Consider the following 13,655-nt stretch of genomic DNA (forward strand, 5'->3'; position numbering starts at 1 on the left):
TTGCGATGACACTTGTTACGGCCCGGGTCCGACCGGCTGCGACCCCCGGCCCGGTACCGGCTCCCCGGCCCCCTTCCCCTCCCTCGCCGCGCCCGCCGGAAGGGTCAGCGCGAGGGCGGCGCCCACCAGCGGAACGGCGGCGAGCAGCGCCCACCGGACGGGCGCCGGGGCGCCGAGCAACGCCCCGGTGGCGGCGCTGCCCGCGAGTACGGCGACGCCGGAGACGGAGGACAGCGCTCCGGTGGCGAGCCCGAGGTGCCGGTCGTCGACGAGGTCCGGTACGAGGCCTCGGGCGGCCGGCACCAGGAGCATCTGCCCGAGGGTGAGCAGGACGACGAACGCGGCCGCGGGCAGCAGTCCGGCGGGCCCGCCCGGGGCCGAGGGCACGGCGGCGAATCCGGCGGCGACGGTGACGAGCCCGGCGACGAGAGCGGTACGGGGCGCGAGGCGGCGGGCCGCCCAGCGGGTCAACGGCAGCTGCGCGCAGACGACGAGCAGCGAGGAGAGCGCGAACAGCGCGCCGAGGGCGGCCTGCGATCCGGTGGCGCGCCGCACCTCCTCTGGGAGCGACAGATAGAGCTGGTTGTACGCGACGAGGTAGCTGCTGTACGCGAGGCAGAGCAGCAGGAACGGCCGGTTGCCGGACACCTCGCGCACGGAGCCCCGGCCGCGGTCCTTACGGGCCACGGGCGCGCGGCGCGGCATCAGCCGGGCGTGCCCGGCGAGGACCGCGACGAAGACGGCGACCCCGGCGAGGGCGGCTTCCCGGAACCCGCCGCCCAGGAGCAGGAGGGCCGAGCCGAGGAGCGGTCCGAGGAAGGCCCCGGCCTGTCCGGCGGCGGAGAACCGGGCGAGCACCTGGGCGCGCGGGGTGCCGGTCGCCCGCTCGTGGCGGACTGCCTCGCGGGCGGTCTCGGACTCGACGGCGGGTGAGAACAGCGCGGCGGCCAGCCCGGTCAGCAGGACGGCGCCGATGACGGTCGCGGTGGATCCGGCGAAGGCGAGCCAGCCGAATCCGGCGATGCGCAGGGCGCATCCGGCGAGGACGACGGGGCGGGGTCCGTAGCGGTCGGTGAGGGCGCCGCCGATGACGAAGAGGCCCTGCTGGCTGAAGGTGCGCAGCCCGAGGACGAGTCCGACGAGCCAGCCGGCCATGCCGAGTCCGGTGCCGAGGTGGGTGGCGAGGTAGGGCAGGACGGCGTAGAAGCCGATGTTGAACGCGAACTGGGTGGTGGTGAGGAGGCGGAGGTAGCGGTCCGGGGCGGTGGCCGTGGCGACGACCCGGGGCGTGCGTGCGCCGGCGCTCACGCGGCGCCCTTGCGGTGTCGCACGCCGCGGACGGCGGCGGCCGCGAGCACGGCGGTCGCGCCGAGGGCGGCGAGGGCGGCGGCGGGGGCGAGTACGGCCCAGGGGGCGCGTTCGGCGTAGGGGAGGTTCTCGGAGAGCATCCGGCCCCACTCGGGCGACGGGGGTGCGGTGCCGAGGCCGAGGAAGCCGAGCGAGGCGAGGGCCAGCGCGATGGCGGGGACGCGCAGGACGGCGTGGCGGACGACGGGCGGCAGCACGCCGGGCAGGACCTGGTGGCGCAGCAGGTGCGCGCGTCCGGCGCCGAGTGCGCGGGCGGCCGCGATGTGCGGGGCGGCGCGTTCCTGGGCGTAGAGGGCGCTGGTGTGTGCGGCCAGCGGTGCCCAGGCGACGGCGGTGACGGCTGCGGCGGCGCTCCAGGGGCCGGGTCCGGCGAGGCCCGCGACGACGAGCCCGGTGAGGATCGCGGGCAGCGCGTTGGCGGTCTCGGTGAGCGCTCCGGCGCGTACGGCTCCGAGGACGAGGCCGAGGAGCAGGGTGGCCGCGGACACCGCGACGGCGGTGAGGACGGTGCGGGCGGCGCCGTGTCCGAGCCGGGCGAGGATGTCGCGGCCGAGGGAGTCGGTGCCGAAGGGATGGGCGGTGGACGGTCCGGCGAGGCGGGCGGCGGCGTCGATGTGGAGCGGGTCGCGCAGCAGCCCGGCGACGGTGACGGCGGCGAAGAGCGCGGTGAGCAGGAGTGCGCCGGTGATCAGTGACCGGCGTGCGCGGGCGGCCGGCGGGACGAGCGCGGGCAGCGCGCCGTCGTGCAGTGCGGGGCCGAGCAGGGTGCGGGAGGCGAGCCGGGCGGCGAGTCCGGCCACGACGCCCAGGAGCAGCAGCATCAGGACGCAGGCCTGGAGGACCGGGAGGTCCTGGGCGAGTGCGGCAACCAGGGCGCTGCCGCCGAGGCCGGGGATGGCGTAGAGGGTCTCGACGGCGACGGCCCCGCCGGTGAGCCCGACGACGATCAGGCCGAGCTGGGGCAGGAGTCCGGGCAGGGTGCGGCGCAGGGCGTGCCGGGCGATGCGGCGCGCGGGCAGTCCGCCGGCGGTGGCGGCACGCGCCCAGGGTTCGGCGAACGCGGCGGGCAGCGCGTCGTCCAGCAGCCGGCCGAGCAGCGCGCCCGCCGGGATGCCCATGGCGAGCGCGGGCAGCACCGCCTGCTCGGGGCTCCCCCAGCCGAGCGCGGGGAGCCAGCCGAGCCGGACCGCGACGACGGCGGCGAGCACGGCGGCGATCAGGAATTCGGGGAAGGCGGCGAGGACGGCCGCGCCGACGCCCGCGCGGGCGGTGACGGTGCGGCGTGCCGCCCCGCGCCGCAGGGTCCCGGCGGCGAGGGCCGCCGCGAGGACGAGGGCGACGGCGAGAGAGCAGCCCATCAGGGTGAGCGAGACGCCCAGGGCGGACATCGCGTCGGGGGCGACGGGCTGCCCGGAGACCCAGGAGGTGCCGAGGTCGCCGTGGAGGAGTCCGCCGAGCCAGCCGCCGAGGACATGGAGGGGGCCGCCGTCAAGGCCGGTCTCCGCCCGGATGGCGTCGAGGGTATCGGGGGTCGGCGGCCGGTCGGCGTACCGGGCGCGCAGGATCGTCAGGGCCGGGTCGGTGCGGGTCAGCCGGGGCAGCAGGCCGATGACGGCGAGGACCGCGAGGAGTGCGGTGAGCCGTCCGGCGAGGTACTTCATCCGGTCATCCGACGCGGGTGTCCGCGGTGATGAGGGTGCGCTCCATCGGGTCGAGCGCGACCCCGTGGACGCGGCTGTCGTCGTACCCCTGCACGAAACGTTCGTGGAGCAGCGGGACGAGTGCGTCGGTGGAGAGGATGCGGGCCTCCGCGGTCATCGCGGCGCGGTGGCGGGCGTCGGTTCCGGCGAGTGCGGCGGCCTTGTCCACGTCGGTGTCGACGCGCTTGTCGCAGAGCTGAGAGATGTTGAAGCTGCCGTCGCAGGTGAAGTCGGAGGCGAGGTAGGAGACGGGGTCGGCGGTGTCCAGGAGGGTGTTGCGGGCCTGGATGAAGGCGTCGTACTTGCCGGCGAGGGCGTCGGCCTCCAGCTGGGCGTAGTCGCGGACGACCTGCTTGACGGTGAAACCGCGCTTCTGGAGCTGCTGCTGGACCACAGTGGCGGCCTCGGGGAGCTCAGGCCGGTTGGTGTACGTGGCGAGGACGATCTGCGGCGCCTTAGCGACCTCTGCCTTGCTGGCGGCCTTCGCCCGGCCGGCCGGGTCCTGGCGGGCGGCGGCCCACCGCACGCCGGGTCCGAGGAGGCCCTGCGCGCTGTCGGCGCGGCCTTCGTAGACGGCCTTGACGAGCGCCTTGGAGTCGATGGCCTCGCGGGCGGCGGCGCGCATCGCGGGATCGCTGAAGACTCCGTGTTCCGTGTTGAGGGAGAGGCCGTTGGTGCGGGCGGAGGGGAATTCGTGGACGAGCCCTTCGCCGAGGAGGGAGGCCTGGGAGATCGGTACGTACTCGGCGACGTCGACGGCCTTGGTGCGCAGGGCGTTGGCGCGGGCGGTGCCGTCGGCCACGAAGGTCACGTCGGCGCCGGGGGCCTTGGCCTTGGCGCCCCAGTAGTGCTCGTTGCGCTCCAGGGTGGCGCTGACGGCGCCCTTGACCGAGGCGAGGGTGAAGGGCCCGGTGGCGTGCCCGGCCGGGTTCACCTTGCCGTCGCGGTAGGCGGCGGCGGACAGGACGGTGAGGGAGGGGTTGGCGAGGCGCTGGGGCAGCAGCGGGTCGGCCGCTGTGGTGACGACCCGTACGGTGCCGGCGCCCTCGGCCGTCGCGGTGATGCCGGTGTCCGACAGGACGCGGGGCTTGGGCGAGGCCTTCTGAGCGGCGTTCAGGGAGTGGGCGACGGCGGCCGCGTCGACCTTCGCGCCGTCCTGGAAGGTCGCCTCGCGCAGCGTGAAGGTCCACGCCTTCGGGCTTTCGCGCTTCCAGGAGGCGGCGAGCGCGGGCTTCGCGGCGCCTTCCCGGTCGAGGGCGGTGAGGCCTTCGACGACCGCGAGGCGGCTGAGGGTGACGGCGTCGTCGCCGTAGGGGGACATCGCCTGGGCGGGCGGGAAGGCCATGACGACCCGGAGGCGTTGTCCGCCGCCCGACGCGCTCCCGGTGTCGTCCGCGCCGCCGGAACAGGCGGTGACGAGCGGGACGAGAAGGGCTGCCGCGGTCAGCGGCAGCGCGGCGCGAAGGAGTCGGGACGGGGGCATGGCAACGACCTTATATGAAAACGATTGTCATTTGAAATGGCGCGGAATGGCACGACCGAGGGCCGCCGCCGTTCAGCCGGCGGCGGGCATCGGCAGCTCGAAGTGGACGACGCTCTGACCCCGGCCGGGCAGCGTGCGCTCGTCGCACACCTCGTGCGCGAGCGACCGCCAGAACGGCTCGGCGCCCGGCACGGCCGGGTCGGTGTGCAGGTAGACCGCCTCGTACCCGCCGGCCCGCGCGACGAAGTCGCGGAGCTCGCGCACCAGCCGCCGCGCCAGCCCGCGCCTGCGGTGCTCCGGCGTCACGTAGATCCGGCACAGCTGGGCGGTGGTGCCGGACGGGAAGCGGTCCGCGACCCACTGCGGATTGGGCGGCGCCTGCGGTCCTCGGTCGCGCACGGCGCCCGTCGCGACGATCTCACCGTCGCGCTCGACCACCAGCAGGGTGCAGCGCTCCGGCCGCAGGTAGCTGGACCCGGGGTCGATGATGTCGGCGTGCCAGCGGGGTACGTAGCCGGACCTCAGGTCGCGGTAGACGGTGTCGAGCATCACGGCCCGCGCACCGTCGACATCCCGGGGGGTGGCGGTGCGCAGGACGTATCCGTCGGCATCGGCCCGTACCGCAGCCACTGTCGTCGTACTCATCCCGGAGCCACTCCCGTCCCTCGCGTCATCTCATTGCCGTACCAGAGTACGTGCGACTGATGGGCAACAAGGTCGCGGGCCCGGCGCTCCGCCGGGCCCGCTCGGTCGGCTTCCGGGCAGGTCAGACCGGTCGGTAGACCAGCGCGGTGGCGATTCCGGCGATGCCCTCCGCTCGGCCGGTGAAGCCGAGCCCGTCGGAGGTGGCGGCGGAGAGCGAGACCGGCGCGTCCACGGCGGCGGAGAGCACGCGCTGCGCCTCGGCGCGCCGCTTGCCGATCTTCGGCCGTACGCCGACGACCTGCACGGCGACGTTGCCGATCTCGAACCCCTCGGACCGCACGATCCGGGCCGCCTCGGTCAGCAGCGTGGCCCCCGCGGCCCCGGACCACTCGGGGCGGCCCGTGCCGAAGTGCTGCCCGAGGTCGCCGAGACCGGCGGCCGAGAACAGCGCGTTGCACGCGGCGTGCGCGACGACGTCCGCGTCGGAGTGCCCGGCGAGCCCGGGGCCCTCCCCCTCCCACAGGAGACCCGCGCACCACAGCTCGCGGCCCTCCTCGAAGGCGTGGATGTCGGTCCCGATCCCGACGAGCGGGATCACGGGCGCGTTGCGCGCCCCGGCACCCCCGGAGACCTCGGAAGCCGTCCGCTCGCCGGAAACCCGCTGCTCCTCAGAAGGCATCGTTCGCCCTCCTGCGCGCCAGAACCGCTTCGGCCAGGACCAGATCCAGTGGCCGGGTCACCTTGAACGCCTCCTCGTGTCCGGGTACGACCACGACGGGCGCCCCGAGCTGCTCGACCAGACCCGCGTCGTCGGTCGCGCCCTCGCCGCTGACGGCGACCCGCTCATGGGCCCGCACCAGCGTGTCGCGGTCGAAGCCCTGCGGCGTCTGCACCGCCCGCAGCCTGGACCGCACCGGGGTGGAGAGCACCGGTTCCGGCTCCCCCGGCGCGCCCGGCTCGACCTCCTTGACGGTGTCCGCCAGCGGCAGCGCCGGGACGACGGCGAGCGCTCCGGCCCGTACCGCCTCGACCACCGCGTCGACCGTGTCGACGGGCACCAGCGGGCGGGCCGCGTCGTGCACGAGGACGGCGGAGACATCGGCGGGCAGCGCGTCCAGGCCGAGCTTCACCGACTCCTGCCGGGTCTCGCCACCGGGCACGACGAGGAATTCGGTGCGCTCGGGCAGCGCGTGCTCGTCGAGCAGGTACCGGACCCCGTGGGCGCCGTCCGGCGGTGCGACGACCACGACCAGGGAGACCTGGCGGGAGGCCGCCATGGCCCGTACCGCATGGACGAGCATCGGCGTTCCGCCCAGCGCACGGAGCGCCTTGGGGGCGCCGGGACCGAGCCGTACACCGCGGCCGGCCGCGGGAATCACGGCGGCGGTGCGGCGGGGAAGTGATTGATCAGACATCGGTTGCACTCCGAAGCATCGGCATGTTTGTCTCCACGGCCGACGTGGGTATGGCCTCAATCGAGCCGGGCGCTACGCCCTGACTCGACCGGGACCCTTTCCGTGACCCCGGGCGAGACGAGGACCGCACCGGCCGCTCGGGATCGGCCTGACACGTCGACTTCACAAGATCGCGAGCAAAGTACCGGGGGATCGTCGACGAGGCCAACGCGTCGGCGCATCGAGAACAACATCCGGGACACCTGGGCCTCGCCCCTTGACGTCCCGGTGCCCGGAATCCGCAGTGTGGCCAGAAAGCATGGCCGGAATCCGCGCGCCCGAATCCGCAGTCGGGCGCGTCCGGATGCCATGCCCCGTAACCATGCCCGGACATGCCGCAGTGCCCGACGACAGGCCGTTCGAACGGCTGGCCAGCGGGCACCACGGCACATTATTTACGTCTCGGACGTCCCGGGCCTGTACGATCCGGTCCGGACGTCAGACACGAGCACTTCAGGACGCGAGGACCTCGTCGAGCAGAGCCTCGGCCTTGTCCTCGTTGGTGTTCTCCGCGAGAGCGAGCTCACTCACCAGGATCTGGCGAGCCTTGGCGAGCATGCGCTTCTCACCTGCGGAGAGTCCGCGCTCACGCTCACGACGCCACAGGTCACGGACCACTTCCGCGACCTTGATGACATCGCCGGAGGCGAGCTTTTCGAGATTTGCCTTGTAGCGTCGGGACCAGTTCGTCGGCTCTTCGGCATACGGCGCGCGCAGCACCTCGAAGACCCGGTCCAGCCCTTCCTGACCGACTACGTCACGCACACCCACGAACTCCGCATTGTCCGCCGGTACACGCACCGTCAAGTCGCCCTGAGCGACCTTGAGCACCAAGTAGGTCTTGTCCACGCCTTTGATCTGGCGAGTTTCGATAGCCTCGATCAGCGCGGCCCCGTGATGGGGATAGACCACGGTGTCGCCAACCTTGAACGTCATGTGACAGGTACCCCTTCCGTGGCTATCAAGAGTAACACGAGAACTGCTTCTCCTGAATGGCGTTTTCGCAGGTCAGGGCATATCTCGGGGCTTGACAACTGCAACACGTACGTGCTGCGGAAGACACATCGGGGAGGGTATTCGCAGGTCGGAGGCGCTGCACGGGGGAGGAGAAACGCGGACGTTACACCCGTCGGAACTTGCTCGGAAGGGACCTAACGTCCCGGTTTGCCGGGTTCAGGATGGTGAACTTTCCGTACTCCGTTCGAGGATCGATCACCCGTACGGCGGTAAGTGCCGACGCCCAATGAAATTGATCAACGTTCGGCCGTCGCGTGGATGTCGCGTGGAATATCCGCAATGAATGCGCCGGTGCACGTCAAGGCCGGTGGAACTCACGCGGGAAGCGCCGGACGAACGTCCGACGGAATTGATCAAGCGCGTTATGTGAACGGCTTGCGAATCATCGCCCCGGGCCGGCCCGCGATCCCCGGGGCGTCCGGGGGGCGGGTCGGGTGCGGGGCGGGGACGGCGGCTCGGTAACCTGACGGCTGTCACACCGCTTGGGGCGACTTCGACACGACTCGCCCGACCCCGTCCGTAAGTCCGCTCGTTCAAGGAGTTGCCCCCGCCGTGAGCCGCAGCCTTCGACACGGCGCTCTCGCCGCCACCGCCATCGCGTTCTCGATCGCCGCGCTCTCCGCATGTGGTGCGGGCAAGAACGCGCAGACGCTCGAAGTCAGGCCTGACAACGCTGCCACCTCGGTCGGCACCATCAAGATCCAGAACGCCAATGTCGTCACCCAGCCGAAACTCGGCGCCAAGGGCCCGGCCGTCGTGATCGCCACGCTGTTCAACAACGGCACGAAGCCGGAGACGCTCAACGCCATCGCGCTGACCGGCACCAGCGCCTCCGTGCAGCTGCACGCCGCCAAGGGCACCGGACCGGTCGTCGTACCGGCCGGCGGCCGGGTGGTGATCGGCGGCAAGGACAACGCGGCCGCCGTGATCGAGAACGGCAGCGAGGCCACGCAGAACGGCAACGTCCAGAACCTGGTCTTCAAGTTCAGCGAGTCCGGCGACATCCCGCTGGGCGCCACCGTCGTCCCGGCCACCAGCTACTTCAAGGGCTTCGGCCCGAGCGCGCTGCCGGAGCTGCCGAACGCGAACGCCTCGGCGTCCCCCTCGGGCGACGCGACGCCGTCCGGCTCCGCCACGGCGGACCCCCCGGGCTCCCTCTCCGGCACCCCCTCCGGGTCTGCCTCCTCCGAGGACACGACCACCCCGACCGACGCGGCGTCCGACTCGGCCCAGCCGAACACCTGACACTCGGGCACGCGCGAGCACGCGCAACGTACATACGGCTGAGGCGCCTCCCGCTCCGGGAGGCGCCTCAGCCGTATGTACCGCGCGTACCGCGCCTAGCTTGTTCTTTATCTAACGGCCTCGAACGGCGTCTCGAACTGAGTCGCTCACCTGGGGATTCGCCGGACGTAGGGGCGGCCTTCGTCTGATCATGTGCTCCGACCAAGGTGCACTGACCAAGACGAAGGCCGTGAGGGTGAGTCTGCTGCCTGATGCTGTGCGGAGGGAAGCGTTTGCGGAGGCGTCACGCTTCCGGGGTGAGTTCTACGAGTGTCTGACCGCTCGGCGCGATGAACTGTTCGAGCTGTCGGACGCGGTGCTGTGTGCGGACGGTGCGGTGAAGTCCCCGGTCGACCTGACGTTGTTGCCCGAGCATCGTCGTGGACACGGAGCGATGTACGGCGGCCTGAACCACGGCCGGATCGACGTCGATCGGCTGCGGACAGTGCCGGCGGGGCTGCCACTGCCTCGATTCGATGGCGGGCGCTTGGTGCTGGCGGTCGACGTGTCGCCCTGGCTTCGGTCGGACGCGCCGTGCTCGGCCGATCGGCTGTTCTGCCACGTCTACGGCCGTACGAAAACCGCGTCGCAGTTCATTCCGGGCTGGCCCTACTCCTTCGTCGCCGTGCTGGAGCCGGGCGCCACGTCCTGGACTGCGATCCTGGACGCGGTCCGACTCGGACCGGTCGACGACGCGACTGCGGTCACCGTCGCCCAACCGCGAGGAGTCGTTGAAAAGCTCGTCACCACGGAGCAGTGGCAGGCAGGCGACCCGGACATCGTGATCGTCAGTGATGCCGGCTACGACGTCACCCGCCTGGCCTGGGTTCTGCGGGACCTGCCCGTCGAGCTGGTCGGCCGCGTCCGCTCCGACCGGGTCATGCGGCTACCGAAACCACCCAGGCTGCGCGGCGTCAACGGCTTAGCCGCCCAAGCACGGCCCGGAATTCCGCCTCACCAAGCCGGAGACCTGGCCGGAGCCCGCGATCACCACCGCCACCGCCACCACGAACTACGGGAAAGCCGAGACCCAGGCATGGGACCGGGTCCACCCCCGGCTCACCCACCGCGCGGCCTGGCTCGACCACGAAGGCGAACTCCCCCTGATCGAAGGCACGTTGGTCCGGCTGAAGGTCGAGCACTTATCAAAGGGCCGGGACGCGCCACCGGTGTGGTTGTGGTCCTCGAAGACCGGCGCCGCCCCGGACGACGTCGACCGTTTCTGGCAGGCCTACCTGCGCAGATTCGACCTTGAGCACACGTTCAGGTTCGCGAAGCAGACCCTTGGCTGGACGACCCCGAAATTCCGCACTCCCGAGGCCGCGGACCGCTGGACCTGGATCCTGATCGTCGCCCACACCCAGCTCCGGCTCGCCCGCCCTCTCGCCGAGGATCTCCGCCGGCCGTGGGAGAAACCCGCCACCCCCGGCCGGCTCACCCCGGCCCGGGTCCGCCGGGGGTTCAGGAACATCCGCGCTCACCTCGCCTGCCCGGCCCGTGTTCCCAAACCCCGCGGCGTCGGCCCCGGACGGCCACCCGGCGCCAAGAACAGACACCGGGCACCCCGCTACGACGTCGGCAAGACCGTCAAACGCCCCGAAACCCTCAAAGCCATCGGCAGACCTGACAGGTCCTGGTAGATAAAGAACAAGCTAGGGCCTGTCTTCAAACTGCCGTCCGCCGGGCGGCGGGCCGGTTTACGGCTCGAACTTGTACCCGAGGCCCCGCACCGTCACCAGGAACCTCGGCGCGCCCGGGTCGGGCTCGATCTTGGCCCGCAGACGCTTGACGTGGACGTCGAGCGTCTTGGTGTCGCCCACGTAGTCGGCGCCCCAGACCCGGTCGATCAGCTGCATCCGGGTCAGCACCCGACCGGCGTTGCGCAGCAGCATCTCCAGCAGGTCGAACTCCTTGAGCGGGAGGTCGACCTTGCCGCCGGAGACGGTGACGACGTGACGGTCCACGTCCATCCGGACCGGACCGGCCTCCAGGGCGGCCGGAGTGACCTCCTCCGGCTCCCCGCGGCGGCGCAGCACCGCGCGGATCCGGGCGACGAGCTCACGCGAGGAGAAGGGCTTGGTCACATAGTCGTCGGCTCCTATTTCCAGGCCGACGACCTTGTCGATCTCGCTGTCCTTGGCCGTGACCATGATCACGGGGACGTTGGACTTGCTGCGCAGCTGCCGGCAGACCTCGGTGCCGGGCAGTCCGGGCAGCATCAGGTCGAGCAGCACGAGGTCGGCGCCGTTGCGCTCGAACTCGTCCAGGCCGTCGGGACCCGTGGCCGCGATGGCGACCTCGAAGCCTTCCTTGCGGAGCATGTAGGACAGGACGTCGCTGAAGGATTCCTCATCCTCGACGACAAGCACTCGGGTCACGGAAGAGCCTCCGGGGCAGGAAATGAATCAAGAGTGTCGGGGGCGGCGGCCGGTTGGGGCCCCTCGTCGCCGTTGACGATGAGCGGTCCGCCTGATGTGCGGTCCCGTTCCCTGCCGACGCCCGCTTCGGGCAGCCGCAGGGTGAAGGTGGAGCCCTGTCCCTCCGAGCTCCAGACGGTGACCTCCCCACCGTGCGAGGCGGCCACATGCTTGACGATGGCCAGGCCGAGGCCGGTGCCACCGGTAGCCCGTGAGCGGGCCGGGTCGACGCGGTAGAAGCGTTCGAAGACCCGCTCGCGGTCCTTCTCCGAGATGCCGAAGCCCTGGTCGGTCACGGCTATCTCGATCTCGTCCCCGCCGGACATGGCCACCCGGCGGACGGCGATGCCGACGCGGGTGCGGGCGGGGCTGTAGTTGACGGCGTTCTCGACGAGGTTGCCGAGAGCGGCGGCGAGCTGGCCCCGGTTGCCCCAGATGCGGAGCTCCGCGGTGCCGCCGGCGGCCATGGTGATCTGCTTGGAGCCGGCCTGCTGCCGGCAGCGGTCGATGGCCTCCGCCACCAGTTCATCCACCCGGACGGGTTCGGCGTCCTCCAGCGGGTCGTCGTTCTGCACCCGGGAGAGGTCGATGAGCTCCTGTACGAGGTTGGTGAGCCGGGTCGCCTCGATCTGCATCCGGCCCGCGAACCGTTCCACCGCCTCCGGGTCGTCGGAGGCGTCCATGACGGCCTCGGAGAGCAGCGAGAGCGCTCCGGTCGGGGTCTTGAGCTCGTGGCTGACGTTGGCGACGAAGTCACGCCGGACCGCCTCGATGCGGCGGGCCTCCGTGAGGTCCTCGACCAGCAGCAGCACCAGCCGGGAGCCGAGCGGGGCGACCCGGGCGGAGACCGCGAGGGCCTCGCCCCGGCCGGTGCCCCGCCTCGGAAGGTCCAGTTCGACCTGGCGTATCTCGCCGTCACGGCGGGTGTCCCTGGCCATGTTCAGCATCGGTTCGACGGCGAGCCGTCCGCCCCTGACCAGCCCCAGCGCGTACGCGGCGGAGCTGGCCTTGACCACGCTGTCGCTCTCGTCGAGCACGACGGCGGAGGAGCTCAGCACGGACAGGACCGTGTCCACCCCGGGGGGCAGGGGGGTATTGCTGTCGGGCCGCATGGAGGTACGCGTCGGCTTCTTCTGGTCGCGCTCGCTCCAGCGGAACGCCAGCATCGCGATCACACCGGTACACAGCCCGGCGATCGCTGCAGCTGCGGCGACCGCCGCGTTCACGTCCATGGCTCCAGGTTATGCGGCCCGGCAGACACTCTCCCAGCCATCCGAGTGCCTGCTCGAACACTCGTCGCCCAGCGTTCACCGAGGAGCAAGCACCGGTTCACTTGGCCGGTCGGATCCCGACGCGTACGGCCGTCACGGTGGCAACGTGGGGTTCAGAGCTGGCCCCGACCTCGGTTCAGGACTGGAGAGGGACTTCCCATGCGTGACGCGTACCACGAGGAACTCGACTCGATCGGCGAGGGGCTGGTCGAGATGGCCAGGCTCGTCGGGTCGGCGATCGGCCGGGCGACGACGTCCATGCTCGACGCCGATCTCAAGCTCGCGGAGACGGTGATCGCCGCGGACCAGAAGGTCGACGACCTCCAGCACGACCTGGAGGCCAGGGCCATCGCGCTGCTGGCCCGCCAGCAGCCGGTCGCCACGGACCTGCGGATCGTGGTGACCTCGCTCCGGATGAGCGCGGACCTGGAGCGCTCGGGCGACCTCGCCCAGCACGTCGCCAAGCTGGCCCGGCTGCGCTTCCCGCAGTCGGCGGTGCCGCACGACCTGCACGCCACCATCCTGGAGATGGGGCAGCTGGCGCAGCGCCTGATGGCCAAGGCCGCCGAGGTGATCATCACCAAGGACGTCGACCTGGCGCTCCAGCTGGAGCAGGACGACGACGAGATGGACCTGCTGCACCGCACGCTGTTCCAGCACCTGATGGACGACCGCTGGAAGCACGGCATCGAGACGGCCGTAGACGTGACGCTGCTGGGCCGCTACTACGAGCGGTTCGCCGACCACGCGGTCTCGGTCGCCAAGCGCGTGGTCTACCTGGTGACGGGTGAGCACGCGGACGAGATCCAGCAGGCGGCTCCGGTGGAGGGCGCGTAGCGGGACGGGAAACGGGACGGGGAGCGGGAAGCGACGGGCGTACGACGGCGCGTTTCCTCGCACATGCGTTCCTGCGCATGTGCGCCGTTGATGCGCCTGCCCGGGTGGGCATGCAATGGGGTGGGGCGGCACGACTTGTCCGTACGCCCCGGTCGTGGGCCCCGTGCGGGGCGTACGGC

At 71.7% G+C, this 13,655-nt stretch carries 11 protein-coding genes and 1 pseudogene; 3 read left to right on the forward strand and 9 right to left on the reverse strand.

Annotated elements, in window-relative coordinates:
- Positions 1-15: 15 nt before the first annotated feature.
- The 7 genes from RLT59_RS16460 to RLT59_RS16490 form a co-directional block, all read right to left on the reverse strand.
- Positions 16-1,308: an MFS transporter gene (locus RLT59_RS16460; protein WP_311304093.1), complete on the reverse strand. Its 1,293-nt coding sequence runs from the start codon at positions 1,306-1,308 to the stop codon at positions 16-18.
- A complete protein-coding gene (locus tag RLT59_RS16465) occupies positions 1,305-3,029 on the reverse strand; it encodes an ABC transporter permease subunit (protein ID WP_311304094.1) in 1,725 nt (574 codons plus the stop codon). The genes RLT59_RS16460 and RLT59_RS16465 overlap by 4 nt, the downstream gene beginning before the upstream one ends.
- Positions 3,030-3,033: 4 nt before the next feature.
- Positions 3,034-4,551 carry an ABC transporter substrate-binding protein gene (locus RLT59_RS16470; RefSeq protein WP_311304095.1) on the reverse strand — a complete coding sequence of 506 codons (1,518 nt, stop codon included), beginning with the start codon at positions 4,549-4,551 and terminating at the stop codon, positions 3,034-3,036.
- Positions 4,552-4,623: 72 nt separating this feature from the next.
- Entirely contained in the window at positions 4,624-5,196 is a 573-nt protein-coding gene (locus tag RLT59_RS16475) for a GNAT family N-acetyltransferase (RefSeq protein ID WP_311304096.1), read from the reverse strand.
- Between the two features lie 121 nt (positions 5,197-5,317).
- The gene (gene ispF / locus RLT59_RS16480) at positions 5,318-5,875 is read right to left on the reverse strand and encodes a 2-C-methyl-D-erythritol 2,4-cyclodiphosphate synthase (RefSeq protein WP_311304097.1); all 558 of its coding nucleotides are present in this window, start codon (positions 5,873-5,875) and stop codon (positions 5,318-5,320) included.
- Positions 5,865-6,611 (reverse strand): 2-C-methyl-D-erythritol 4-phosphate cytidylyltransferase, encoded by a 747-nt coding sequence (gene ispD / locus RLT59_RS16485; RefSeq protein WP_311304098.1) that lies wholly within the window; start codon positions 6,609-6,611, stop codon positions 5,865-5,867. The genes ispF and ispD overlap by 11 nt, the downstream gene beginning before the upstream one ends.
- A gap of 492 nt (positions 6,612-7,103) precedes the next feature.
- Entirely contained in the window at positions 7,104-7,586 is a 483-nt protein-coding gene (locus tag RLT59_RS16490) for a CarD family transcriptional regulator (RefSeq protein ID WP_006380568.1), read from the reverse strand.
- Between the two features lie 633 nt (positions 7,587-8,219).
- Here RLT59_RS16490 and RLT59_RS16495 point away from each other — a divergent pair.
- Together RLT59_RS16495 and RLT59_RS16500 are read left to right on the forward strand one after the other, a co-directional pair.
- Complete coding sequence (locus tag RLT59_RS16495; RefSeq protein WP_311304099.1) at positions 8,220-8,912, forward strand: DUF461 domain-containing protein; 693 nt, start codon at positions 8,220-8,222, stop codon at positions 8,910-8,912.
- Positions 8,913-9,147: 235 nt separating this feature from the next.
- Positions 9,148-10,591, forward strand: a pseudogene (locus RLT59_RS16500) (NF041680 family putative transposase).
- 57 nt (positions 10,592-10,648) lie between these two features.
- On the opposite strand, the gene RLT59_RS16510 reads toward RLT59_RS16500, so the two are convergent.
- Together RLT59_RS16510 and RLT59_RS16515 are read right to left on the reverse strand one after the other, a co-directional pair.
- Positions 10,649-11,329 (reverse strand): two-component system response regulator PhoP, encoded by a 681-nt coding sequence (locus RLT59_RS16510; RefSeq protein WP_073733027.1) that lies wholly within the window; start codon positions 11,327-11,329, stop codon positions 10,649-10,651.
- Entirely contained in the window at positions 11,326-12,600 is a 1,275-nt protein-coding gene (locus tag RLT59_RS16515) for a two-component system sensor histidine kinase PhoR (protein WP_311304102.1), read from the reverse strand. The genes RLT59_RS16510 and RLT59_RS16515 overlap by 4 nt, the downstream gene beginning before the upstream one ends.
- Positions 12,601-12,798: 198 nt before the next feature.
- Between RLT59_RS16515 and phoU the strand changes: the two genes are divergently transcribed.
- Positions 12,799-13,476 (forward strand): phosphate signaling complex protein PhoU, encoded by a 678-nt coding sequence (gene phoU / locus RLT59_RS16520; RefSeq protein ID WP_311304103.1) that lies wholly within the window; start codon positions 12,799-12,801, stop codon positions 13,474-13,476.
- Positions 13,477-13,655: the final 179 nt, after the last annotated feature.

Source organism: Streptomyces sp. ITFR-6 (assembly GCF_031844725.1).
In the GTDB taxonomy this organism is placed as follows: Bacteria; Actinomycetota; Actinomycetes; order Streptomycetales; family Streptomycetaceae; genus Streptomyces.

Coding starts and splice junctions, on each gene's coding strand:
- RLT59_RS16470 (WP_311304095.1), bottom strand. CDS start 4,551: ATGCCCCCGTCCCGACTCCTTCGCGCCGCGCTGCCGCTGACCGCGGCA.
- phoU (WP_311304103.1), top strand. CDS start 12,799: ATGCGTGACGCGTACCACGAGGAACTCGACTCGATCGGCGAGGGGCTG.
- RLT59_RS16475 (WP_311304096.1), bottom strand. CDS start 5,196: ATGAGTACGACGACAGTGGCTGCGGTACGGGCCGATGCCGACGGATAC.
- RLT59_RS16515 (WP_311304102.1), bottom strand. CDS start 12,600: ATGGACGTGAACGCGGCGGTCGCCGCAGCTGCAGCGATCGCCGGGCTG.
- RLT59_RS16465 (WP_311304094.1), bottom strand. CDS start 3,029: ATGAAGTACCTCGCCGGACGGCTCACCGCACTCCTCGCGGTCCTCGCC.
- RLT59_RS16490 (WP_006380568.1), bottom strand. CDS start 7,586: ATGACGTTCAAGGTTGGCGACACCGTGGTCTATCCCCATCACGGGGCC.
- ispF (WP_311304097.1), bottom strand. CDS start 5,875: ATGCCTTCTGAGGAGCAGCGGGTTTCCGGCGAGCGGACGGCTTCCGAG.
- ispD (WP_311304098.1), bottom strand. CDS start 6,611: ATGTCTGATCAATCACTTCCCCGCCGCACCGCCGCCGTGATTCCCGCG.